Source organism: Pseudomonas fluorescens (genome assembly GCF_001307155.1).
GTDB classification, from domain to species: domain Bacteria; phylum Pseudomonadota; class Gammaproteobacteria; order Pseudomonadales; family Pseudomonadaceae; genus Aquipseudomonas; species Aquipseudomonas helvetica.
Map to the genome: position 1 here is coordinate 2,813,743 of NZ_CP012830.1, position 24,594 is coordinate 2,838,336.

14 protein-coding genes and 2 pseudogenes are annotated in these 24,594 nt (G+C 59.5%); 10 read left to right on the forward strand and 6 right to left on the reverse strand.

Annotated features, from left to right (window positions below; genetic code table 11):
- Positions 1-4: 4 nt before the first annotated feature.
- The 3 genes and pseudogenes from AO353_RS12780 to AO353_RS32120 all read right to left on the reverse strand — a co-directional run.
- Positions 5-1,747 carry a potassium/proton antiporter gene (locus AO353_RS12780; protein ID WP_054595284.1) on the reverse strand — a complete coding sequence of 581 codons (1,743 nt, stop codon included), beginning with the start codon at positions 1,745-1,747 and terminating at the stop codon, positions 5-7.
- A 293-nt stretch (positions 1,748-2,040) separates the two neighbouring features.
- Positions 2,041-2,913, reverse strand: a complete 873-nt coding sequence (locus AO353_RS32115; protein WP_371917727.1) for a methyl-accepting chemotaxis protein — start codon at positions 2,911-2,913, stop codon at positions 2,041-2,043.
- A gap of 30 nt (positions 2,914-2,943) precedes the next feature.
- A pseudogene (locus tag AO353_RS32120) lies at positions 2,944-3,666 on the reverse strand (MCP four helix bundle domain-containing protein); the annotation flags it as partial.
- 274 nt (positions 3,667-3,940) lie between these two features.
- Between AO353_RS32120 and AO353_RS12790 the strand changes: the two are divergent.
- The 4 genes and pseudogenes from AO353_RS12790 to AO353_RS32130 all read left to right on the forward strand — a co-directional run bounded on the left by AO353_RS12790 (position 3,941) and on the right by AO353_RS32130 (position 6,507).
- The gene (locus AO353_RS12790) at positions 3,941-4,171 is read left to right on the forward strand and encodes a hypothetical protein (RefSeq protein ID WP_019691434.1); all 231 of its coding nucleotides are present in this window, start codon (positions 3,941-3,943) and stop codon (positions 4,169-4,171) included.
- The gene (locus AO353_RS12795; RefSeq protein WP_054595286.1) at positions 4,168-4,470 is read left to right on the forward strand and encodes a cell division protein ZapA; all 303 of its coding nucleotides are present in this window, start codon (positions 4,168-4,170) and stop codon (positions 4,468-4,470) included. Before AO353_RS12790 ends, AO353_RS12795 begins: the two co-directional genes overlap by 4 nt.
- Before the next feature lie 144 nt (positions 4,471-4,614).
- A pseudogene (locus AO353_RS32125) lies at positions 4,615-5,640 on the forward strand (cache domain-containing protein); the annotation flags it as partial.
- Positions 5,641-5,775: 135 nt separating this feature from the next.
- Positions 5,776-6,507: a methyl-accepting chemotaxis protein gene (locus AO353_RS32130; RefSeq protein ID WP_371917728.1), complete on the forward strand. Its 732-nt coding sequence runs from the start codon at positions 5,776-5,778 to the stop codon at positions 6,505-6,507.
- Between the two features lie 128 nt (positions 6,508-6,635).
- On the opposite strand, the gene AO353_RS12805 is transcribed toward AO353_RS32130, so the two are convergent.
- The gene (locus tag AO353_RS12805) at positions 6,636-8,438 is read right to left on the reverse strand and encodes an acyl-CoA dehydrogenase (RefSeq protein ID WP_054595288.1); all 1,803 of its coding nucleotides are present in this window, start codon (positions 8,436-8,438) and stop codon (positions 6,636-6,638) included.
- Between the two features lie 133 nt (positions 8,439-8,571).
- Entirely contained in the window at positions 8,572-12,525 is a 3,954-nt protein-coding gene (putA, locus tag AO353_RS12810) for a trifunctional transcriptional regulator/proline dehydrogenase/L-glutamate gamma-semialdehyde dehydrogenase (RefSeq protein WP_054595289.1), read from the reverse strand.
- 460 nt (positions 12,526-12,985) lie between these two features.
- On the opposite strand from putA, the gene putP reads away from it, so the two are divergent.
- The 6 genes from putP to AO353_RS12840 all read left to right on the forward strand — a co-directional run bounded on the left by putP (position 12,986) and on the right by AO353_RS12840 (position 23,783).
- Positions 12,986-14,470, forward strand: a complete 1,485-nt coding sequence (gene putP, locus AO353_RS12815) for a sodium/proline symporter PutP (RefSeq protein ID WP_054595290.1) — start codon at positions 12,986-12,988, stop codon at positions 14,468-14,470.
- Between the two features lie 341 nt (positions 14,471-14,811).
- A complete protein-coding gene (locus tag AO353_RS12820) occupies positions 14,812-16,824 on the forward strand; it encodes a type VI secretion system tip protein VgrG (protein ID WP_054595291.1) in 2,013 nt (670 codons plus the stop codon).
- Positions 16,814-17,551: a DUF4123 domain-containing protein gene (locus tag AO353_RS12825; protein WP_054595292.1), complete on the forward strand. Its 738-nt coding sequence runs from the start codon at positions 16,814-16,816 to the stop codon at positions 17,549-17,551. Before AO353_RS12820 ends, AO353_RS12825 begins: the two co-directional genes overlap by 11 nt.
- A complete protein-coding gene (locus AO353_RS12830; RefSeq protein WP_054595293.1) occupies positions 17,551-22,335 on the forward strand; it encodes an RHS repeat-associated core domain-containing protein in 4,785 nt (1,594 codons plus the stop codon). Before AO353_RS12825 ends, AO353_RS12830 begins: the two co-directional genes overlap by 1 nt.
- Before the next feature lie 2 nt (positions 22,336-22,337).
- Complete coding sequence (locus tag AO353_RS12835) at positions 22,338-22,694, forward strand: hypothetical protein (protein ID WP_054595294.1); 357 nt, start codon at positions 22,338-22,340, stop codon at positions 22,692-22,694.
- Between the two features lie 252 nt (positions 22,695-22,946).
- Positions 22,947-23,783: a 23S rRNA (adenine(2030)-N(6))-methyltransferase RlmJ gene (locus AO353_RS12840; protein WP_054595295.1), complete on the forward strand. Its 837-nt coding sequence runs from the start codon at positions 22,947-22,949 to the stop codon at positions 23,781-23,783.
- Between the two features lie 152 nt (positions 23,784-23,935).
- Here AO353_RS12840 and msrA read toward each other — a convergent pair whose 3' ends face one another.
- The gene (gene msrA / locus AO353_RS12845) at positions 23,936-24,583 is read right to left on the reverse strand and encodes a peptide-methionine (S)-S-oxide reductase MsrA (RefSeq protein WP_054595296.1); all 648 of its coding nucleotides are present in this window, start codon (positions 24,581-24,583) and stop codon (positions 23,936-23,938) included.
- Positions 24,584-24,594: the final 11 nt, after the last annotated feature.

Here is a 24,594-nt window from a genome sequence, read left to right on the forward strand (position 1 = left end):
GAGTTTAGAGGAACAATCCGGGGCCCGGGCGACTTCCTTCGGGAAATCTGACGCCCACTTTGGCGATCTTGTTCCCATCCATGACTGCGACAGTCCAAATGGTGTTATTCCATTCCACCTGGTCGCCGACCACTGGGGCACCGCCGACTTTCTGGGTGATGAAACGACCCAGCGGCATGTCCGGATCGACCCCTTCGAGTTGCAGCCCGTACAGCGCTGAAACCGCGCCCAGCTGGGCGTCGCCTTCCAGAACGAAGTCGCCGAAAAAGCGCAAATCGAGGCCTCGTTGGGGGGCCTGGCTGAAGAGTTTTCCGAGTGCCGGCAGGTTGTGTTCATGGCCGATTACGCAGAGCAAATCGCCGACTTCGAGTACCGTACTACCCGACGGATGGAGCAGTTGCTGGCCGCGAAACAGCGCCGCGATACGCGTGCCTTCGGGCATTTTCAGCTCGCGAAGGGCGGCGCCGATGCACCATTTTTCCGCGCCAAGGCGATAAACGAACAACTCCCACTCGCTGGTGACATGCACTTCGAGGGCGGCCCGGGAGATCGGCGCGGGTTCAGGCGGGACAGTCACCTTCAGCAGCTTGGCGACCCACGGCAGGCTGGTGCCCTGCACCAGCAGCGAAACCAGCACGATGAAGAACGCGAGGTTGAAATACAGCTGGGCATTCGGCAGCCCGGCCATCAACGGGAACACCGCCAGAATGATCGGTACCGCACCGCGCAGGCCAACCCAGGAAATAAAGGCCTTTTCGCGCCCATGGAAAGCCTTGAACGGCAGCAGGCCGACCAGCACCGACAGCGGGCGCGCAAACAGAATCATCCACAGCGCCAGGCCGAGGGCGGGCAGGGCGATGGGCAGCAAGTCGTGAGGTGTCACCAGCAGCCCCAGCACCAGGAACATACCAATTTGTGCCAGCCAGGCCATGCCGTCGAGCATGTGCAGAATGCCGTGGCGGCTGCGCACCGGACGGTTGCCGATCACCAGGCCGCACAGGTACACCGCAAGAAAGCCACTGCCGTGCAAGGCGTTGGTCAGGGCGAACACCACCAGACCGCCAGCGATCACCAGAATCGGGTACAAGCCGGCAGCCAGGTGGATTCGATTGACCATTTGCAGCATCAGCCAACCGCCGCCCAGACCGATGATTGCGCCGATGCCGAACTCGCGGACCAGGTGCCCGAGCAGGCTCCAGTGCAGACCTGTCTGGCCGCTGGCGAGCATGTCGATCAGGGTGACGGTGAGAAACACCGCCATCGGGTCGTTGCTGCCGGATTCGATTTCCAGGCTGGCGGTCACCCGCTCGTTCAGGCCTTTGCCACCCAGCAGCGAGAACACCGCCGCGGCGTCGGTGGAGCCGACAATGGCACCGATCAACAGGCCCTGGATCAGGTTCAGGTTGAACAACCAGGCGGCGGCCATGCCGGTCAGCACGGTGGTGATCAGCACCCCGACCGTGGCCAGCGACAACGCCGGCCACAATGCCACGCGGAAACTCGCGACCCGGGTGCGCAACCCGCCGTCGAGCAGGATCACGGCCAGCGCGAGGTTGCCGACCAGATAAGCGGTGGGGTAGTTATCGAAGATGATGCCGCCGCCGTCGACGCCGGCAGCCATGCCCACGGCCAGGATGATTACCAGAATCGGGATCCCGAGGCGGGACGAAAGTGAGCTCACCAGAATGCTCGCACCTACCAGCAACGCGCCGATCAAGAACAGGCTGTTGATGGTCGTCGCATTCAATGGCAGTACTCCAGAAAGCTAAAGGCGGGCGCAAACTGACCATGCAGTCTGCGTGCCAGCGATTCTAACCTGTTGAAATGTGATGCTGTCAAAAAGCTTTTGACGAAGGAACTGATCGTTTCCCTATCTGAGCCGAGTGAGGTCATTGTGGCGAGGGGGCTTGCCCCCGTTCGGCTGCGTAGCAGGCGTCAAATCTGCGTTTGAGTTGTGTCTGAACGACCACAGCGGCTGCTTTGAGGTCGCTGCGCGACCCAACGGGGGCAAGCCCCCTCGCCACAGGATAGCAGTCGCCGTTAAAGGCTAAACCGCCCAACCATATTGTTCAGGTCCAGCGCCAGGCGCGACAGCTCGTTGCTGGCGGCGCTGGTCTGGTTGGCGCCAGTGGCCGACTGCACCGACAGGTCGCGGATGTTCACCAGGTTGCGGTCGACTTCACGGGCCACTTGGGCCTGCTCTTCGGCGGCGCTGGCGATCACCAGGTTGCGCTCGTTGATTTCGACGATGGCGCTGTTGATGGTGTCCAGCGACAGGCCTGCACCACGGGCGATGTTCAGGGTCGATTCAGCGCGTTCGGTGCTGTTGCGCATCGAGTCGACGGCGTGTTCGGTGCCGCTCTGGATGCTGCCGATCATGCGTTCGATTTCGCTGGTCGATTGCTGCGTGCGATGCGCCAGGGCGCGAACTTCGTCGGCCACCACCGCAAAACCGCGACCGGCTTCACCGGCGCGCGCAGCCTCGATGGCGGCGTTCAGCGCCAGCAGGTTGGTCTGGTCAGCCAGGCCGCGAATCACGTCCAGCACCTTGCCGATGTCACGCGACTCGTTGGCCAGATCGCCGATCAGGGTGGCAGTGCTCTGTACATCGGCGCTCATGCGTTCGATGGCACTGACGGTTTCCTGCACCAGGTCACGGCCGTCACCGGCAGAAGTGGTGGCGTTTTTCGAGGCTTCGGAGGTGCTCACCGCGTTACGCGCAACTTCTTCCACGGCGCTGGTCATTTCGTTGACGGCCGTTGCGGCTTGCTCGATTTCGTTGTTCTGCTGAGTCAGGCCACGGGCGCTTTCGTCGGTGACGCTGTTCAGCTCCTCGGCGGCGGAGGCCAGCTGAGTCGCCGAACCCGAAATCCGCTGCAGGGTGTCGCGCAGTTTTTCCTGCATCTTCAACATGGCCTGCAACAAGCGGCCAGCTTCGTCGCTACCGTCGACGATGATCGGCCGGGTCAGATTGCCCTCGGCGATTTCTTCAGCGGCGCTCAGTGCCTTGGCGATGGGCTGCGTGATGCTGTTGGTCAGCAGCCAGGCAAACAGCAGGGTCAAACCCGTGGCGATCACCAGCAGGGTCACTACCAGATTGAAGGCGGAGGAATATTGGTCGGCGGCTTTCTGGTTGAAGTCGGCGGCTTGATCGTTGTTGATCTCCACCAGGCGGTTCAGAGTGGTGTTAATCGCATCGGAGTTGGTCAGCAATTCGGTATTCAGAAGCGTGCGCAGTTCGTCGAGTTGGTTATTACGCGACAGCGTCTTCATCCGGTCCTCAATCTGGCGGTACTGACCCATCAATTGCACGTACTGGTCGTAGGTCGTGCGTTCCAGAGGGCTGCTGATCAGTTTTTCATAGGCGGTCTGCGCCGCACGGATCTGCTGGCTGCGGGTGTCGAGCAACTCCATGGTTTTTTGCTGGATATCCGGTTCGCGGTTGACCAGCAGGCGATAGGCCAGAGTGCGCTGGCGCAGGCCGAGTTGAGTGAACTCGTCCAGGGCCTTGATGCTCGGCACGCTGTTCTGAACGATGTCTTCGCCGGCAGCGCGAATCTTGCTCATCTGGTTCAAGGCGAACACACCCAGAATCAACATCAGTGCGCCAATCAGGGTGAAACCTGCGAACGCCCTGGGGGCGATATTCATATTGCGAAGGGACATGGTGTTCACCGTAAAGCGCGCATTGGCACGAGTCTGAGACGAGGTATGTATGACTTATCGGTCATACGACTAAAGTCTTGAGCCGCTGTGCGCTTTTGCCGCAGATTGGTCGCACTGACGAGCTGTCAGGAACCAGAGCGGACAAATGCAGTCTTTAAAACTCGCAAGCAAGGTTGCCGCCAGGCAAATCAAGGCTTTACGCCTGAATAACCCTGGCGCCAGTGGTGACTTTTCTTTATCGTACGCGCCCTTTGAAAATGCTCGGAAAATCAAAATGTTGGAAGCATCCCTAAGCCAATTGGAACAACTGGTCAGCGACCTGGTGCAACAGAACCAGGAGCTACTCGGCACGAACGCAACCCTGAGCGCAGAACTGGCCCAGGCCAAGGATGAAAACGAAAGCCTGCAACTGAGCCTGATGGAACAGGAAGAGAAACAGGGCGCCACCGTCGCGCGCATTCAAGCACTGGTTGAGCGCGTGAGCGCAGGTCCTGTGAACGCATGAGACACGGTGCCGACGGGATAAAAGTCGTCTCGATTCTCGGGGAAGACTATTCGATCAAGGCGCCGGCCGGGGAAGAGCAGACCCTGCTGGACGCCGCATTAATGTTGAAAGCGGTGCTGGCCGAGACCAAAAAGAAATACCCGACCCTGATCGGGGACAAACTGCTGGTGCTGACGGCAATGAACCTGTGCTCGCAGCAGCTCGAAATGCAGAAGCGTCATCAGCGGGAACTCGACCGTTACCAAGAGCAAGTCAGCGCCACGGTTGAAGTGATTTCGAAGACGATCAATCAGGCTTGATCAGCTTGCGCACAACCAAAGAGTAGATTGTCGATTTAGTTGTATACAATCGGCACGGCTGTTGCAGTAGTTTTGCCTCTTACTCTTTGGGGGTGCTTCATGCAGTTCTGGCGACGCAGTATTCAATGGCAGTTGATCCTGAGTATGGGCACCGCCCTGCTGGTCAGTATTCTGATCGTGGTCGGCATTTATACCCTGGTGGTCAACCGCCTTGCCCAGCGCTATCTGGTCGAGCAAGCGCTGCCGTCGAGCATCGAAGCGATGCGCAACGACATCGAGCGGATTCTGGTCCAGCCGCTCACCGCGGCCAAGGACATCGCCAGCAACAGCATGGTGCGCGAGTGGTTGGCCGAAGGAGAAAACGCCGACCGGGCCAGCGGCTTCGTCAGCTACCTGGAAGGTATCCGCGCCGAGCATAAAGCCTTTACCGCGCTGATCGCTGGCACTGCGTCGGGCCACTACTTCACCGAAAAAGGGCTTGATCGGACCCTCAGTCGATCCAATCCCGCAGACGCCTGGTTCTACGCCTTCCTCGACGGCAACCAGCCGCGCACCCTCAATATCGACAACGATACGGCGACCGGCGAATTGGCCTTGTTCATTGACCTCAAGGTCTCGCAGGGCGGCAAAGTCGTGGGTGTTGCCGGGCTGGGCCTGAGTATGAAGGAACTCTCGGAGCTGATTCACAACTTCAGCTTCGGCGAGCGCGGGAAGGTCTATCTGGTGCGTTCCGACGGGTTGATCCAGGTCCATCCCGAGGCCGGGCTCAGCAACAAACGCCAGCTAGCCGAACAGATCGGCGACTCGGCTGCGCAAGCGGTGATGGGCCATCAAGGTCCGACCAGCAGCGGCTTTGTGCGTGATGGCGAAGACTACCTGGCCCTGAGCCTGCCATTACGCGATCTGGGCTGGACGCTGGTGGCCGAAGTGCCGCAATCGCAAATTTACGCCGAGGCCCGACAGGCGATGTGGCTGACCAGCGCCATCGGTCTGGGCGTTGCGCTGGTGTGCCTGTTATTGGTGGTGTTGCTGGCTCGTGGCCTGGTTCGACCAATCCGTCAGGTAACAGCGGCACTGGTAGCGATTGGTAGCGGTGGTGGCGATTTGACCCACAGGTTAGATTCCAGTCGTGCTGATGAGTTGGGTGATCTGGCTCGCGGCTTCAACCGGTTCCTTGAAAATCAACGCAACATGATCGGCGAAGTGCTGGCCACCAGCGAGCGTTTGCGCACCGCTGTCGGGCAGGTTGCGCGAGTGGTGGAGAACACTGCCGAGCGTTCCGGTCGGCAGCAGGAAATGACCGACATGGTCGCCACTGCCGTGCACGAGATGGGCCTCACCGTGCAGGAAATTGCACAGAACGCCGGCAACGCGGCGGTCGCCTCACAAACCGCCCGCGATGAAGCGTTGCAGGCGCGTGAAGTGGTCGGCGGTTCCATTCGGCATATCGAAAGCATGTCCGATGAAATCGGTATTGCGGCCAGTGCTGTCGGCGAGCTGGCGACGCAGGTTGCGTCCATTGATCAGGTACTGGCGGTGATTCGCGGGATCTCCGAGCAGACCAATTTGCTCGCATTGAACGCAGCGATAGAAGCCGCGCGGGCCGGAGACATGGGCCGCGGCTTTGCAGTGGTGGCGGATGAAGTGCGGACACTGGCACGCCGTACGCAATCGTCCACCGATGAAATCCAGCAGATGATCGGCAGCCTCAAGCAGGGCGCAGAGAATGCCGTGTCGTCGATGCACTCAGGGCAAGCGGCAACCGGTACCGGCGTCGAGTCGAGCCAGCGCACCGGGGCGTCGTTGACCGCGATTACCGGACAGGTCGAGCGCATCAGCGACATGAACCATCAAGTGGCGACGGCCACCGAAGAGCAGTCGGCGGTGACTGAAGAGATCAACCGCAACGTGCAGGGAATTTCCGATCTGGCGCGGGCTACGGCGGGTGAGGTCAGGGCTTGTCGAGAGGATTGCCAGACGTTGCAGCGGTTGGCGGATGATTTGGCGCGGCAGATGGGTGGGTTCAAGCTGGTTTGATGATAATGATCGTTCCCACGCTCTGCGTGGGAATGCCGCCCGGGACGCTCCGCGTCCCTTCGCAATCGTGACGCAGAGCGTCACAAGAGGCGTGACCACGCGGAGTGTGGGAACGATTAGCGGGGACGTCAGAACCACTCATCCTGCATCTCCAGACACGTATCATCCCGCGCCTCAAGAATCGTCAGTTCATGATGACAACCCGGTACTTCCCATGTCAGGAAATACCGTGCTGCTTGCAGCTTGCCTTTATAGAAATCGACGTCCGCCGCATTGCCCTTGGCCAACCCTTCTTCCGCGCGGATCGCCTGTTCCAGCCAGCGCCAGCCGATCACCGTGTGGCCAAAAACTTTCAGATACAGCGCCGAGTTCGCCAGACTGCTGTTGACCTTGCCTTGGCCCAGATCCGTCAGCAGGCCGATGGTCACGGTTTGCAGGCGTGCCACCAGTTTTTCCAGCGGCTCACGCAGTGGCGTTAATGATTCGTACGCATGGGCGCGTTTGGCGGTATTGGCGATCAGTCGAATCAACTGCTTGAGCCCGGCACCACCATTTTGCGCCAGTTTGCGACCCAGCAGGTCCAGCGATTGAATGCCGTGAGTGCCTTCGTGGATCGGGTTCAGGCGGTTGTCGCGGTAGTACTGTTCTACCGGGTATTCGCGGGTGTAGCCGTGGCCACCGAGGATCTGGATCGCCAGTTCGTTGGCCTTCAAGCAGAACTCCGATGGCCAGGATTTGACGATCGGCGTCAGCAGGTCGAGCAATTCATGGGCCTGTTTACGCTCGGCTTCGGTCTCCAGCGTGGTGGTGTCGTCGAACAGTCGCGCGGCATACAAACCGAGGTCGAAGGCGCCTTCGACGTAAGCCTTTTGGGTCAGCAGCATGCGTTTGACGTCGGCGTGCTGAATGATCGGGACCGGCGCAGTGTTCGGGTCCTTGCTGTCCGGCAGGCGACCTTGCGGGCGTTCGCGGGCATATTCCAGCGAGTACAGGTAACCGGCGTAACCGAGCATCACCGCGCCCATGCCGACGCCGATTCGCGCTTCGTTCATCATCTGGAACATGCAGCTCAGACCTTGGTGTGGCTTGCCCACCAGGTAGCCGACACACTCGCCGTTATCGCCGAAATTCAGCGCGGTGGAGGTGGTGCCGCGCCAGCCCATCTTGTGAAACAGCCCGGCCAGCAGCACGTCGTTGCGCTTGCCCAGGCTGCCGTCATCGTTGACCAGGAATTTAGGCACGATAAACAGCGAAATGCCTTTTACCCCGGCCGGTGCATCCGGCAGTTTGGCCAGCACCATGTGCACGATGTTTTCCGACAGCGGGTGGTCGCCGCCGGAGATGAATATCTTGTTGCCCTTGAGTCGGTATGTGCCATCGGCGGCCGGTTCGGCGCGAGTGCGGATGTCCGACAGCGAGGAGCCGGCGTGAGGTTCGGTCAGGGCCATGGTGCCGAAGAAGCGGCCGTCGATCATCGGTTGCAGGAAGCGCCGTTTCTGCTCATCGGTGCCGAAGCTTTCAATCAGGTTGGCCGCGCCCATGGTCAGGAACGGGTAGGAGGTCGTCGCGGCGTTGGCGGACTGGAAGTGCGCGAAGCAAGCTTGCGACAGCAGCGTTGGCAACTGCATGCCGCCGGCCTCGAAACTGCGTGCGGCGTTGAGAAAGCCGGCTTCGAGGAATGCATCCACCGCAGGTTTCACTTCCGGAATCAGGATCGCCTTGCCGTCTTCGTAGCACGGTTCGTGCTCGTCACCCTTGCGGTTGTGCGGGGCAAAGAACTTCTCGGCAAGGCTGCGCGCCGTACCAATGGCGGCGTCGAACGTCTCGCGATTGTGCTCGGCGAAACGCTCGCGCAGGGTCAGGCCCTCGGCATCAAGGACTTCATACAGCTCGAAAGCCAGATTGCGGGAACTGAGCAACGTCTCGGACATGTCGGCCTACCTATATTGGAATGGACCGAGTCTAGGTGCGGGGAGGGTGGGCTGAACAGGATGATTGATGCGGGTGATGGAGGGGCAAAAGATCAACCGGGCGCCCATTGCAGGCACCCGGTCGTATTGCGGTTTAACCGATAGTCATCAAGCTGGCATTACCGCCCGCTGCAGCGGTGTTGACGCTCAGCGCACGCTCGATCACCAGGCGTTCCAGCGCAATGTTGGTTTCGCCCTGCGACAGGCCCTGAACCCCAATGATCGCGCCGGCACGCTTGGCCACTTGCTGGCAGACCGCACGCAACTGGTCGGAGTGGCCGTGATGCAGGACTGCATCGAACACCACTTCGTCCTTGTTCCAGTCGGCGACCAGCTTGATGCGCGCTTGCACGTCTTTCGGCAGACGAGCCAACAACGCTTTGCTCAGTTCACCTTCCGGCCACACCGCCGAGCCACCCACGGCCAGTACTGCAGCCAGCTGGCTCAACAGATCGCTTTCGACTTCCGCCAGGCACAGCACGTGTTCACGCGGCAGGATGGCGTAGCTGTTGCGCTCGCCTGTCGGGCCGTTCAGCGTACGGGTGATACCGCTTTGCGATTGTGTGGCGAACTGCGCGCACAACGCGCTCAGTTCAGTCAGCTTGTGGCTGTCGGCCCAGGTTTTCAGGGCGGTCAGCGGTTTGCTCATGGCGTCACGCAGACGCACATCCGGCGCGCTCAGGGTATCGCCGCGAGCGAAGGATTGTTCGATTGCGTCGGTAGGACGCGTCGACAGCAAGCGGTACAGGTACAACGGACCACCGGCTTTCGGACCAGTACCCGACAGGCCTTCACCACCGAACGGCTGCACGCCGACCACGGCACCAACAATGTTGCGGTTGACGTAGACGTTACCGGCGTTGACGTTGTCGATCACCTTGGCGATGGTTTCGTCGATACGGGTGTGCACGCCCAGTGTCAGGCCGTAGCCGGAAGCGTTGATCTGCCCGATCAGTTGATCGATGTCTTTGCGCTTGTAGCGCACCACGTGCAGCACCGGGCCGAAGATCTCCCGTTGCAACTCGTCGAAGCTTTCCAGCTCGATCAGGGTTGGCATGACGAACGTGCCGCGCTTGCATTCTTCCATGTCGGCGATGGCGACCTGATAGACGTTGCGACCTTTGTCACGCATGGCCTGGATGTGTTTCTCGATGCCTGCTTTCGCTTCGGCATCGATCACTGGGCCAATGTCCACGGACAGGCGCTCAGGGTTGCCGAGGCGGCATTCAGCCATGGCGCCCTTGAGCATTTCGATCACGCGGTCGGCGGAATCTTCCTGCAAGCACAGTACGCGCAGGGCCGAGCAGCGTTGGCCAGCACTGTCAAAAGCCGAAGACACCACGTCAATGACCACTTGTTCGGTCAGTGCCGAAGAGTCGACGATCATCGCGTTCTGGCCACCGGTTTCGGCGATCAGCGGAATCGGACGGCCCTGGGCATCCAGACGACCGGCGACGTTGCGTTGCAGCAAGCGTGCAACTTCGGTGGAACCCGTGAACATCACGCCTTTGACCCGGTCGTCGCCGACCAGACGGGCACCGACGGTTTCGCCACGGCCTGGCAGCAGTTGCAGCACGCCCTCCGGAATCCCGGCTTCGAGCAGTATGCGTACGGCTTGAGCGGCGACCAGCGGTGTTTGTTCCGCAGGCTTGGCCAGGACCGGGTTACCGGCGGCCAGTGCGGCGGCGACTTGACCGCTGAAAATCGCCAGCGGGAAGTTCCACGGGCTGATGCACACCACCGGACCCAATGGGCGGTGGGCGTCGTTGGTGAAATCGTTGCGTGCCTGCACCGCGTAGTAGCGCAGGAAGTCCACGGCTTCACGCACTTCGGCAATGGCGTTGGCGAAGGTCTTGCCGGCTTCACGAGCCAATAGGCCCATCAGCGGTTGAATCTCGCTTTCCATCAAATCGGCGGCACGTTCGAGGATCGCGGCGCGCTCGGCGGGCGGGGTGGCCTGCCAGATCGGAGCAGCGTTCAGTGCGCACTGGATGGCGTTGTCAGCGTCGGTGACGGTGGCTTCTTGCACATGACCGACCACGTCGCGCAGGTCCGATGGGTTCAACACCGGTACCGGTGTTTCGGCGCTGGCAGCGCAGCCCAGCATCGGTGCGGCTTTCCAGTTGTTGTGGGCGGTGGCCAACAGGGCGCAGGACAGCGATGCCAGGCGATGTTCGTTGGCCAGGTCGATGCCGCTGGAGTTGGCGCGCTCGCTGCCATAGAGGTCACGCGGCAGCGGGATACGCGGATGCGGCAGACCGAAGCCGCCTTCCAGCGTGGCCATCTGCTCGATGCTGCTCACCGGATCGGCTACCAGCTCCTGAATCGAGATTGACTGGTCGGCGATACGGTTGACGAACGAAGTGTTTGCGCCGTTTTCCAGCAGGCGACGTACCAGGTACGCCAGCAGTGTTTCGTGAGTGCCGACCGGTGCATACACGCGGCACGGACGGTTCAGCTTGCCTTCGGAAACCTTGCCTACAACCTGTTCGTACAGCGGTTCGCCCATGCCGTGCAGGCACTGGAACTCGTACTGGCCGGGGTAATAGTTCTGACCGGCAATGTGATAAATCGCCGACAAGGTGTGGGCGTTATGCGTGGCGAACTGCGGGTAGATGACTTCCGGCACCGAGAGCAGTTTGCGTGCGCAGGCAATGTAGGAAACGTCGGTGTACACCTTGCGGGTGTAGACCGGATAGCCTTCCAGGCCTTCGACTTGGGCGCGTTTGATTTCGCTGTCCCAGTAGGCGCCTTTCACCAGGCGGATCATCAGGCGATGACGGCTGCGGCGAGCCAGGTCGATCACGTAGTCGATCACATACGGGCAACGCTTCTGGTAGGCCTGGATCACGAAACCAATGCCGTTCCAGCCGGTCAGTTGCGGCTCGAAGCACAGGCGCTCGAGCAGATCCAGCGACAGCTCGAGGCGGTCGGCTTCTTCGGCGTCGATGTTCAGGCCGATGTCATATTGCTTGGCCAACAGGGTCAGCGACAGCAGGCGCGGGTACAGCTCGTCCATCACGCGCTCGTACTGGGCGCGGCTGTAACGCGGGTGCAGGGCCGAGAGCTTGATCGAGATGCCCGGGCCTTCATAAATGCCACGACCGTGGGAAGCCTTGCCGATCGAGTGGATGGCTTGCTCGTAGGACGCGAGGTATTTCTGCGCGTCATGTTCGGTCAGTGCGGCTTCACCGAGCATGTCGTAGGAATAGCGGAAGCCTTTGGCTTCGAACTTGCTGGCGTTGGCCAGGGCTTCGGCGATGGTTTCGCCGGTGACGAACTGCTCGCCCATCAGGCGCATGGCCATGTCGACGCCCTTGCGAATCATCGGCTCGCCGCTTTTGCCGATGATCCGGCTCAGGGACGAAGTCAGGCCGGCTTCGTTGTGGGTGGCGACCAGTTTGCCGGTCAGCAACAGGCCCCAGGTGGCGGCGTTGACGAACAGCGACGGGCTATTGCCCAGGTGCGGCTGCCAGTTGCCGGTGCTGATCTTGTCGCGGATCAGTGCATCGCGAGTGCCTTTGTCCGGGATACGCAGCAGCGCTTCGGCCAGGCACATCAGCGCCACGCCTTCCTGGGATGACAGGGAAAATTCCTGCAACAGGCCCTGAACAATACCTGCACGGCCGCCGGCGCTCTTCTGATTGCGCAGTTTTTCCGCAATCGAGGCGGCAAGCTTGTTGGTGGCCTCGGCCATTGGGGCTGGCAGGCGCGCCTGCTCGATCAGCATCGGCACCACTTCCGGCTCCGGACGACGGTAGGCGGCGGTGATCGAGGCGCGCAGTACCGATTGCGGAAGGATGCTTTCAGCGAATTCGAGGAAGCACTGATGGGCGTGATCGACGTGGACCTCGGCGCCTTCATCGGCTTCGGAGCGGGTCAAGCCGCTCAGCTCGGTCAGGGTTGCACCACCCTCGAGTTTTTCCAGGTAATTGAAAATCGCCTGTTTGATCAGCCAATGCGGCGTGCGATCAATCGAGGTCGCGGCAGCTTTGAGGCGCTCGCGGGTCGGGTCATCGAGTTTGACCCCAAGGGTGGTGGTAGCCATATTTTTATCCTCATGTTTGCCACGACTGCGTGGCATCAGCTGGCGGCAAGATTAGCCGTGCGCCGAAAGAGGTGCAACCGGGTGCAACCCTTTTTTTGTCGGAATAATCGGCAGCTTGTCAGGAAATAAATTCTGGTTCGTGGCCTCTGCTCTTGCTTGGTGCTTTTTGCAGCAGTTAGCGAAGGTTCTTGCTCCGAAAAGGAGCAAAAACCGCTGTTTAAAAGAAATTTTGTATTAGGTGCAACTTATTCCCAAAAACTGGTTGCACCTCATTTGCTTTGTTGAATAGCATTCGCGCACCAAGGTGCAACCGCCGTTGATGCGGTTCATCGGCTGATGGCTTTCCTGGGGAAACATCAGTCATAAATGCGCGGATGCCCTGATCGTCTCTCAAACGTCATTGTTTGGTGGCGGTTCAGCAGACCGCCGCTACATAAAAACAAAGCCAGGGCGTAACTCAATGAGTGCAAGCAATCCAACCTTGATCACGTTCGTGATCTACATCGCGGCAATGGTGCTGATCGGCTTCATGGCCTATCGCTCCACCAACAACCTTTCTGACTACATTCTGGGTGGCCGCAGCCTGGGCAGCGTCGTGACCGCGCTTTCCGCGGGTGCCTCCGACATGAGTGGCTGGTTGTTGATGGGCCTGCCGGGCGCCATCTACATGTCGGGTCTGTCGGAAAGCTGGATCGCCATCGGCCTGATCGTCGGTGCGTACCTGAACTGGCTGTTCGTGGCCGGCCGGCTGCGCGTGCAGACTGAGCACAACGGCGATGCGCTGACGCTGCCGGACTACTTTTCCAGCCGTTTTGAAGACAAGAGCGGCTTGCTGCGGATCATCTCTGCTGTGGTGATCCTGGTGTTCTTCACCATTTATTGCGCCTCCGGCATCGTGGCTGGTGCCCGTCTGTTCGAGAGCACCTTCGGCATGTCCTACGAGACTGCATTGTGGGCCGGCGCTGCGGCGACGATTGCCTACACCTTTGTCGGCGGGTTCCTGGCGGTGAGCTGGACTGACACCGTGCAAGCCACGCTGATGATCTTCGCCCTGTTGCTGACACCGATCATCGTGCTGCTGGCTACCGGCGGTATCGACACCACCTTCCTGGCCATCGAAGCACAAGATCCAGGCAACTTCGACATGCTGAAAAACACCAGCTTCATCGGCATCATTTCGCTGATGGGCTGGGGGCTGGGCTACTTCGGTCAGCCGCACATCCTGGCGCGCTTCATGGCGGCGGATTCGGTCAAGTCGATTGCCAACGCCCGTCGCATCTCCATGACCTGGATGATCCTGTGCCTGGGCGGCACCGTGGCGGTTGGCTTCTTTGGTATCGCTTACTTCTCGGCGAACCCGGCCGTGGCAATGCCGGTAAGTGAAAACCACGAGCGCGTGTTCATCGAACTGGCCAAGATCCTGTTTAACCCGTGGATCGCCGGCGTGCTGCTGTCGGCCATTCTGGCTGCCGTGATGAGTACCCTGAGCTGCCAGTTGCTGGTGTGCTCGAGTGCCCTGACCGAAGACTTCTACAAATCCTTCCTGCGTAAAAACGCTTCCCAGGTTGAACTGGTCTGGGTTGGTCGCGCGATGGTTCTGGCCGTTGCACTGATCGCCATCGCATTGGCTGCCAACCCGGAAAACCGTGTGCTGGGTCTGGTCAGCTACGCTTGGGCCGGCTTCGGTGCCGCGTTCGGTCCGGTGGTATTGATCTCGGTACTGTGGAAAGGCATGACCCGTAACGGCGCACTCGCCGGCATCGTGGTCGGCGCACTCACCGTGATCGTCTGGAAGCACTTCAACCTGCTGGGGCTGTACGAAATCATCCCGGGCTTCATCTTCGCCAGCCTCGCTATTTTGCTGGTCAGCAAAATGGGTGTGCCGTCGGCCGGTATGCTGCAGCGTTTCGCTGCGGCGGAAAAAGATTTCCACCTGAACAAGTGATCGGATGAGCTGATGCTCTAATCCTTCGCTGAATAAAAACGGCTCGCAGCCTTATGGATGCGGGCCGTTTTTTTTCCTCCGTGGTTCAGATTTGAAGACGCCATCGCGGGCAAGCCTTGCTCCTACATACCACGCGTACCTGTAGGAGCAAGGCTTGCCCGCGATGGCGCCAGAACCTTCAACACAGCCCGTCGGACAGGAATGTCTGTAGTAGTTCATCCCGATATCTGAAGGAAAATTCTCTAAAAAATCAGGGCAAATCTGATTTTTCTGACCCTCGATCTCCCCCCCTTGTCGCTCATGCAGAATCGCCCGCCTTCATTCTGCTTCAGAGGCATCGGATGCTCACGTCTGCCCATCAACCGCATATCACGTTGACCCTCGACGGCGTCCAGAATGAGCTCAAAGTGCTTGAGTTCACGGGCAAGGAAGCCATCAGCCAACCCTATCGTTTCGACCTGGAACTGGTCAGTGAACGCCCGGACCTCGACCTCGAGAGCCTGCTGTATCGTCAGGCTTTTCTCGGTTTTGACGCGCAAGGCGCTGGTGTTCACGGTCAGGTTTATCGCATCGCCCAAGGCGATTCGGGCACGCGCCTGACTCGTTATCAGATCAGTCTGGTGCCGCGCCTGGCCTATCTTGGTCAACGCATCAACCAGAGAATCTTCCAGCATAAAAGCGTTCCCGAGATCATTGCTCTGGTGCTCAAGGATCACGGCATCTTGGGTGATGCATTCGAGTTACAGCTTGGCAGCCAATACCTCAAGCGCGAGTACTGCGTGCAATTCGCCGAAAGCGATCTGGAATTTATTCAGCGGTTGTGCGCCGAGATCGGCATTCACTACCACTTCCAGCACAGCCCGCACGGCCATCTGCTGGTGTTCGGTGACGACCAGACAGTTTTCCGCCAACCGGCGCAGCCGACCCTTTACTTGCCAGGCAGCGGAATGGCCGCCGACCAGCCTGCGATCAAGCGCTTCAACGTCCGCCTGGAAACCCGCACCACCGCAGTCACCCGTCGCGACTATGACTTCCACAAACCCGGCCTGTTGCTGCAAAGCGCTGTCGACAGCGAGCAGCGTACGGTGCTGGAGGATTACCGCTATCCCGGTCAGTTCACCGATCGCGACCACGGCAAACACCTGGCGCAACGGGCGCTGGAGCGCCATGGCGCGGATTTCCGTCAGGCCGAAGGTCGCAGTGATCAATCGGCGTTGCTCACCGGCCATTTTCTGAAGATCGCCGAACACCCGCGCACAGAGTGGAATGACCTGTGGCTACTGACAGAAATTCAGCACCACGGCCGGCAACCGCAAGTGCTGGAAGAGTCCGCTGACAGCGGTGATTTTCAGGGGTATCGCAATACCTTTCTGGCGACGCCGTGGGACGTACCGTTTCGTCCGCCTTTGGCCGAAAACAAGCCGCGGGTTCCGGGCTATCAGAACGCGGTCGTCACTGGGCCGACCGATAGCGAAATCCATTGCGACGAGTTTGGGCGGGTCAAGGTGCAATTTGCCTGGGACCGCGAAGGCCAGCGCAACGAACATTCCAGTTGTTGGCTGCGAGTCGCCAGTGGCTGGGCTCATGACGGTTACGGCAGTGCGCTGATCCCGCGGGTAGGAATGGAAGTGTTGGTGGGGTTTGTCGATGCCGACCCGGACAAACCCTTGGTCATGGCGTGCTTGGCAAATGGGGCCAATTCGGTGCCGCTCGATCTGCCGGCAGACAAGACCCGCAGCATTTTTCGCAGCCAGAGCAGTCCTGGTGGCGGTGGTTACAACGAACTGCGCATTGAAGACCGCAAGGGCGCCGAGGAAATCTATCTGCGGGCCCAGCGCGACTGGACACAACACGTATTGCACGACTTGCACACGCAAGTGGGCAACCAGCGAAGTGTGGTGGTCGCGGGTCTCGATCGCCATGAACTGAAGGCTGACGAACAGCGCATCACCCACGGTCAGCGCCAAACCGAAGTGAAGCAGGACGATCATCTGGTAGTGGTTGGCGACCGGCACATTCGGGTGACCAGTCAGGCGCTCAATGCCAGTCAGCAATTCCATGTCAGCGCCGGACAGCAAGTGGTCATCGACGGTGGTGCCAGCGCGACCATTCAGGCGGGTGGGCAGTGGATCAACATCAGCGCTGCCGGGATCTTCAGCAGTGTGCCGATTCAGCTGGGTGGCGCGCCGATGGTGGCGATGGTTGCTGCTGCGCCGAAGTCGCTGGACGTTCCATTGAAACTCGCCGCAACTCCAATTGCGCTGCTGAGCGCCGCACAGATTCTGAGCCTGAAAAGCGACGCGCCGTTCTGCGAAGAATGCGAGCGCTGCAAGGAGGGTGTCTGTGCAGCCTGATGCCTTGTCACCTCGTGCCTGGCTGGAGCGCCATCCGCTGAAACCTTCCGAGCAGTTGTTCGCGGTGTTCGGCAATGCGAGCTCTGCCGAGCCCCTTAAAGCCTGGCAACGCTCGATCACTACGCAAGCACCGAGCGCCATCTGGGCCGACAGCGCATACGCCGAGTGGATGTCGGTGATGCCCTATGTCGGCATCGTCGCTGCGGACAGTGAGTTTCTGGAGTGGGTCGCCACTACCGAGTCTCGCGACTGGGGTTGGCTGGCGGTGTCCTCTGCTCCTCAAGAGGCTTTGGTCGACCATCTGCGCAGCCTTACGCAAGCCCTGTTACCCAACGGCAACGCAGTATTTTTCCGTTTCTGGGACGGACGTTATTTGCTGCCGATTCTTCAGTCTGCACAGGTTGATGTCGCTCAACTGATGCCGCCGATCAGGCGTTGCCTGATCAATGGGCGGGCCCTGGAAGTCGGTGGCTGTGCACTGAAAACATCGAGGGTTTTTCCATGGTGGGAAATTCCTGGCGCGCTATTGGAACAACTCGCGGTGCAGTCTGCCGCCACCCGAATCAACAACCTGCTGACGTGGCTGAGCGACGATCGCCCGGACCTGTACGAAGCGTTTTCCGAAAGCATTTTACGGCACAAAGTCGCGATCTTTCTTGACGCACCTGACCTGCCTCAAGCACCGAAAACTGCCTTGGTGGAGTTCCTGATGGCGGAGCTGAACTGATGGATCAGATCGCACGTATCGAGCAAGAGCTCGACAGCTTTAAAGACACCCTCAGCCTCTACCGCGAACAACTCAACCGCTGGTTTATCAGAGCCGCAGACAAAGCTAGCCACGCTGCCGACCTGCCGTCGTTGATGGGCATGGAGCGGCAGATCAAGTTCGGCAGCACGACCGCCGCGGTGAGCAGCGGCGATGACGATTTCATTTCCAGTGTGGCGCAGTGTCCGGCCGGCGGCCTGTTGCAGATCGAGAGCAAGTTCGAATCGGTCTACGACGTTCCCTTGGGGAATATTCAGGTCGATGTGATTGCCGTGGAGGGCGGTGAAAAGACGCCGGTCCTGCTGGATGAAAACGGCAAAGGGACGTTTAAGGGGATCGCCGGGAAGTTCTATCGCGTTCATGTCCAGAGCGGAGTGACACCGGAGCAAGTCGATGAGCTTTTTGATGCTTATGACGGATTGACCGATGAGCTGGAAACCTGGCTGCGCAACGAGTGGGAAGGGCTCAAGCCGCAGTGGTCGCAGCAGTCGGCGTCGGCATCGCTGGCGGCGGTGGGCAATGGAATGCTCGCGGGCAGTTGGGCGGCGATTCAGGGTGTCTGGGATGGGATTGGCGAGCTGAGCGACATCTTGAAGAATCCCGAAGCCTTTGTCGAAAAGCTTGGGGACAGCGCCCGGCAACTGGCTGATCTGGCCGAAAGCGCTCCGGACTTGATGGAAAAAGCCATGCTGCTGGCCAGTGATGAAGCGGCGCTGTGTTTGTTGATGCGCACCGCAGCACTGTGGCTGGAAATGTTGCCACCGACGCAACTGGCCGGCACCTCGGCCGAGGCCATTTCCAAGGTGGTGGTTGGTTTGATCATCGACCTGCTGATTGGCTTGGTGCTGAGCGTGGTCGGCATCGGTGTTGCCTGGTTGACGGTGCGCCTGGCCAAGTACGGCCCGCAGATTTTTCAGGCAGCCATGGGTTTCGTGAGGTCGATGATCACGATCATCAACAACTTCATGACCTACGTTGACCGCTACAAAAAAGTCGCCGCACGGGGTGTCGTAGCGGGCCTGAAAAAAGGTCGGATGCAACTGCGCTGGAATGGCCGCAAAAACTCCACGCTGAATAAACACGAACCTCACGTCGACGTCCCGGCGCAGGCGAAAAACCCCAACGGCGACAGCGCCGATTCGGCAGATAAAACCGCCACCAACAAATGCCCGGTGTCGATGGTCACTGGCGAAGAACTGCTGACCCTGGTCGATGGTTCGCTCGACGGGATTCTGCCGTTCGACTTCACCCGGCTCTATCGCACCAGCGCCGCCGAGATCGATAGCGGACTGGGCTTTGGCTGGAGCCATTCGCTGGCGCACCGCCTGGAAATCGATGGCGACAACGTCATCTGGATCGACCACGAAAACCGTCGTACGGCATTCCCGTTACCGAACGTCGAGCGCCCGGCGATCCATAACAGTCTCGCGCGGGCGGCGATTTATCTGGGTGATGAGCCCGAGGAACTGATCCTCGCCCAGGCCGGCGACGACGCGCGTTTTTATCACTTTCATAACGGCCGGCTGACGACCGTCAGCGACGCTTACAACAACCGATTGCGCATCACCCGCGACCGTCAGGAACGCATCAAGCGCCTCGATAACGGCGTGGGCCGCGCCTTGCTGTTGCGCTATGACCGCAGACATTTGATCGCCGTCGATTACCAGCGTTTTGTCCCGGCTCCAACCCTCGACGAGGCGTGGCACACCGAGCAGACGCTGGTCAATTATCGCTACGACGAACGCGATCAACTGATCGAAGCGACCAACGCCGCAGGCGAAAGCGAGCGCTACGACTACGACGATCAGCAGGTCATTTTGCAGCGGCAATTGGCCGGTGGCGCGAGCTTTTTCTGGGAGTGGGAAAGGTCCGGCAAGGCTGCCAGATGCATTCGGCACTGGGCGTCGTTTTCGCAGATGGACGCGCAGTACGTCTGGGATGACCAGGGCGGTGTCACTGTCCTGAATATCGATGGCAGCGAAGAGGTTTACGTCCATGACGATCGGGCGCGGCTAGTGCGCAAGGTCGACCTGGAAGGTGGCGAACATCTCAAGGCCTACGATGACAAAGGTCGGCTGATTGCCGAGCAGGATCCGCTGGGGGCCGTCACTGAGTACCGTTACGACGAGGTTGGACGGCTTGTCGCGCTGATTCCACCAGAAGACGAACCGACGGCCTACGAATACCGCGACGGTTTCCTGCATGCGCGGTATCGCGGTAAAGCCGTGTGGAAGTATCAGCGCAATGCTCAGGGAGACGTCACTGAAGCGACCGATCCCGACGGGCATGTCACGCATTACCACTACGACACTCGGGGGCGGCTGCTGTCGATCCGTTATCCGGACACCAGTCGGCATGTGTTCGTCTGGAACGGCTTGGGGCAACTGCTCGAAGAAACGTTGCCAGACGGTGGCCAGCGTCGGTTTTCCTATGATGCTTTGGGGCGGCAGATTACCCGGCAGGACGAACACGGTGCCGTCACCCACTACCAATGGGATGCCGTCGGAAGGCTGATTCAGACAACACTTCCCAGCGGTGCCAGCCGCGCCTTCAGCTACAACGCCTACGGAAAAATCATCGCCGAACGCGATGAGCAGGGCCAGGTCACGCGCTATGAATACGCCGACGACCTGCACCTGGTCAGCCGTCGAATCAATGCCGACGGCACACAACTGCGTTATCGCTACGACAACGCGCTGTTGTTGCTGACAGAAATCGAGAACGAATCCGGCGAAAAGTATCAGCTGGACTACACACCCAATGGCCTGATCCGACAGGAAACCGGTTTCGACGGCCGCCGCACGGCCTATGCCTACGACCTCAACGGCCATCTGCTGGAGAAAACCGAGTTCGGCGATGACGGCTCAACGCTGATCACCACCTACCAGCGGGACTCGGCAGGACGACTGCTGGTCAAGACGCTGCCCGATGGCGTCAACGTCGAGTATGGCTACGACGGTCTCGGCCGACTGGTCAGCGTCGATGACGGTCACGACCACCCGTTGGAGTTCGAGTACGACCAGCAGGACCGCCTGATCACCGAACATCAGGGTTGGGGCACCTTGCGTTATGGCTACGACGCCTGCGGCCAGCTCAATCGCCTGCGCTTGCCGGACAACAGCACACTCGATTATCACCACGCCAAGGGCGGCGCGCTCAGCGCTATCGACCTCAACGGCACACGGCTGACCACGCACGTCTTTAACGCAGGGCGTGAGCGACAACGCCAGCAAGGCCAACTGCTTAGCCAGTACCACCATGACGAACAGGGCCGGTTGCAATCCCACGCGGTCAACCAGTCAGACCGCCCGCTGTACATGCGCCACTACAGTTATGCGGTCAATGGCAACCTGGCTGCCATCGCTGACAGTCGCCACGGTCAGCGCAGCTATTACTACGACGCGCTCAACCGCCTGACCCGCGTACGCCATGCCCGCGGCGAACCCGCGCAAAGCTTTGAGCACGACCCGGCCGGCAACCTGCAAATGCACGATCGCCCGGGCCTGGCGACGATCAAAGGCAACCGCCTGCTGCTGCAAGGCGACCGCCATTACGACTACGACGCCTTCGGCAACCTGATCTTTGAGCGCCGCGGCACCGGGCAGAAACTCGTCACCGAATACCGCTACGACTGCCAGCACCGGTTGATCGGCATCACGCTGCCGGATGGCAAAACTGCCAGCTACCGCTATGACGCCTTCGGTCGGCGCATCGCCAAAACCGTCGATGGCCACACCACCGAGTTCTTCTGGCAAGGCGACAACCTCGTCGCCGAACGCGGCAAAGAACACTACCGCAGCTACGTCTACGAACCCGGCAGCTTCCGCCCCCTGGCCATGCTCGACGGCTTCGGTCCGCGCAAGGCCTGTCCGTTCTACTACCAACTCGACCACCTCGGCACCCCGCAGGAACTGACGGATTACAGCGGCGAGATCGTCTGGTCGGCGACCTACAAGGCCTACGGAAAACTCGCCAGCCTGAAGCACTTCGGTGAAGAACAACTCGAGCAGCCATTGCGCTTTCAGGGGCAGTACTTCGATGCCGAAAGCGGCCTGCACTACAACCGCCATCGCTACTACAATCCGGACATCGGCCGCTACCTGACGCCCGACCCGATCAAATTGGCGGGCGGGCTAAACGGCTACCAGTACACCCCGAATCCAACGGGGTGGATTGACCCGTTGGGGTTGAACGGAAATTGTCCGCCACCGAACAAGCCAGATTGTAAGGCGCCGGATGATGTGGGTGGCGCGGCGGTTGATGAGGGTGAGCCGCCACTGCCGAAGCTGACGGGTGAGCAGCGGCGGGAGAGGATTGATGAGTTGGCAGAAGGCGTTGCTTTTCGGCGCTTGGAAGAAATGGAGAGATCCATTAGAGGTGCCCACTTTTTGCAAAAGCATGGTAAGCAAACGACATTAGAAGCTCAGCGCGAACGGGCGATAACGGGAAGAAATCCAACAACAGGTATCGTTGAAACGTACGATAATGGCAGGAAGGCGGGGCTGCCAAAAATACCAAGTGCTGCGACTAGGTTTACAAGCTATAGAGATCAGCTAAATGCAATATATCGTGCACAGCTAATACTTAAGCGTAACGATCTGGCGGCTTCTAAAGAGCCGATGAATATGGGTAAGCAGATTGGAGAAGGCTATAAGCGCGGGGGAGTGGAGTACGGGAGGCAAACTAACGCCGTAGTCATTTTGAACAGAAATGGTGATCCAATAACTTCTTATACGGATTTTTGATTATGAAACGTGCGCCTAAACTGTCTATCTTGCGGGGCTTACTGTTCCTCTTTGATATTGATAATGTTGACGATCCTGAAAGAGAGGAAGTCATAGTTTCGAAGAATGTGAATGATAGGGTTGAGCTTGCTCAGTTATTTGATTTGCTGATGAGGTCGGAATTTATTTCCTTTAGTGATGGTGATCGAGAGTGGTATATCGACACATTGAAATACTACCTGGGTACCGATGAGAACTTTGACTCCATCTTCACCAAAATAACGACTTATTTTGATGAAGATGTTGAAGATCAACGTCAATTTATGCAGGTGCTTTTGGAGTGTTTGATGCGCTATCAGTCCGAACTATTGCAACGGTAATAGGTGTATGAGCATTTGGCGGAATGAGATTGTAGATTTACGACCGCTTCGCGCTCGATCGCCGGCAGGCCATGGGTATCTACATATTTTTCAGTTCTGCTCAGATCACTTGTAGGAGCTGCCGCAGGCTGCGATCTTTTGATCCGGCGTTCTTGCAGACGCCAAAAGATCGCAGCCTTCGGCAGCTCCTACAGGCGGTCCTGACGTTCGGCGCAGTACAAGGTAAACTTCGCCTCCGTCGCAGGAGCAGCCATGAATTATCGTCACGCCTTCCACGCCGGCAATCACGCCGATGTGTTCAAACACCTGACCTTGACCCGCCTCATCGCCTTGATGTCGCGCAAGGAGCAGCCGTTTGCCTATCTCGACACCCACGCCGGCATTGGTCTGTATGACCTGCAGGGCGATCAGGCGAGCCGTACCGGTGAATACCTGGAAGGCATCGCACGCTTGTGGGGCGAGCAGGATCTGCCGCCGCTGACCGCCGATTACATGCGGGTCTTGCATGAGATGAACCCGGATGGCGAGTTGCGCTACTACCCTGGCTCGCCGGAGTTGGCGCGGCGTTTGACCCGTCCGCAGGACCGGGTGTTGCTCAACGAGAAGCACCCGGAAGACGGGCTGTTGCTCAAGGACAACATGAAAGGCGATCGCCGGGTCAAAGTGCACTTGGGCGAAGGCTGGCACGTGCCACGGGCTTTGTTGCCGGTGCCGGAGAAGCGTGGGTTGATGCTGATTGATCCGCCGTTCGAGAAACTCGACGAGATGCAGCGTTGTGCCGCGTCTTTGAAAGAGGCGATTGGCCGGATGCGTCAAACCGTGGCGGCGATCTGGTACCCGGTGAAGGACCAGCGCATGTTGCGTCGGTTCTACCAGGACCTGGCGGGCACCGGTGCGCCGAAGTTGTTGCGCGTGGAGTTGTTGGTGCATCCGCTGGATACGCCAAACAGCCTGAATGGTTCCGGGCTGGCGATTGCCAATCCGCCGTGGGGGCTGGAGGAAGAGTTGCGCGAGTTGCTGCCGTGGCTGTCGAAGAAACTCGGCCAGACCCAGGGCGGGTGGCAGATGGATTGGTTGATCGCGGAGTAATGTGTGGCGAGGGAGCTTGCTCCCGCTCGGCTGCGAAGCAGTCGTAAAATCGGTATATAGGTTCTATCTGAAAGAACGTTGTCACTGATTTCAGGGCCGCTTCGCGCCCCAGCGGGAGCAAGCTCCCTCGCTACAGGTACTGCGTTCACCCCTCAAATCGGGCAGGTCACGCCCGTGCCGCCAATCCCGCAATACCCTTCCGGGTTCTTCGCCAGGTATTGCTGGTGATAGGCCTCGGCGTAGTAAAACGTCGGGGCTTCTTCGATTTCAGTGGTGATGGTGCCGAGGCCGGCCTTGGTCAGTTCAGCCTGGAACACTTCCTTGCTGGCCTTGGCCGCTGCCAGTTGGCTTGGGTTGGTGGCGTAGATCACCGAGCGGTACTGAGTGCCGATGTCGTTGCCCTGGCGCATACCCTGCGTCGGGTTGTGCAGTTCCCAGAACATCGCCAGCAATTGTTCGTAGCTGACCTTTTCCGGCTCGTAGACCACGAGCACGACTTCGCTGTGGCCCGTCAGGCCCGAGCAGACTTCTTCGTAGGTCGGGTTCGGTGTGAAGCCACCGGCGTAACCCACCGACGTGCTGTACACACCTTCGCGCTGCCAGAAGCGCCGCTCGGCGCCCCAGAAGCAACCCAGGCCGAAGATCGCGAAATCCACGTTGCCCGGGAACGGGCCCAGCAGTGGATGGCCGTTGACGAAGTGTTCGTCCGGCACTTTTATCGGAGTTTCGCGGCCAGGCAGAGCTTGTTCTTTAGTTGGGAGCACGTTTTTGTTCACCAGAATTTCCGAGCGCAGAACCATGATCAGTCCTC

Bases quoted from the DNA above. Each gene is read 5' to 3' on its own strand.
- AO353_RS32115 (WP_371917727.1), bottom strand. From the start codon at position 2,913: ATGTTGAAGATGCAGGAAAAACTGCGCGACACCCTGCAGCGGATTTCG.
- AO353_RS12790 (WP_019691434.1), top strand. From the start codon at position 3,941: ATGTTGGAAGCATCCCTAAGCCAATTGGAACAACTGGTCAGCGACCTG.
- AO353_RS12795 (WP_054595286.1), top strand. From the start codon at position 4,168: ATGAGACACGGTGCCGACGGGATAAAAGTCGTCTCGATTCTCGGGGAA.
- AO353_RS32130 (WP_371917728.1), top strand. From the start codon at position 5,776: ATGGTCGCCACTGCCGTGCACGAGATGGGCCTCACCGTGCAGGAAATT.
- AO353_RS12805 (WP_054595288.1), bottom strand. From the start codon at position 8,438: ATGTCCGAGACGTTGCTCAGTTCCCGCAATCTGGCTTTCGAGCTGTAT.
- putA (WP_054595289.1), bottom strand. From the start codon at position 12,525: ATGGCTACCACCACCCTTGGGGTCAAACTCGATGACCCGACCCGCGAG.
- putP (WP_054595290.1), top strand. From the start codon at position 12,986: ATGAGTGCAAGCAATCCAACCTTGATCACGTTCGTGATCTACATCGCG.
- AO353_RS12820 (WP_054595291.1), top strand. From the start codon at position 14,812: ATGCTCACGTCTGCCCATCAACCGCATATCACGTTGACCCTCGACGGC.
- AO353_RS12830 (WP_054595293.1), top strand. From the start codon at position 17,551: ATGGATCAGATCGCACGTATCGAGCAAGAGCTCGACAGCTTTAAAGAC.
- AO353_RS12835 (WP_054595294.1), top strand. From the start codon at position 22,338: ATGAAACGTGCGCCTAAACTGTCTATCTTGCGGGGCTTACTGTTCCTC.
- AO353_RS12840 (WP_054595295.1), top strand. From the start codon at position 22,947: ATGAATTATCGTCACGCCTTCCACGCCGGCAATCACGCCGATGTGTTC.
- msrA (WP_054595296.1), bottom strand. From the start codon at position 24,583: ATGGTTCTGCGCTCGGAAATTCTGGTGAACAAAAACGTGCTCCCAACT.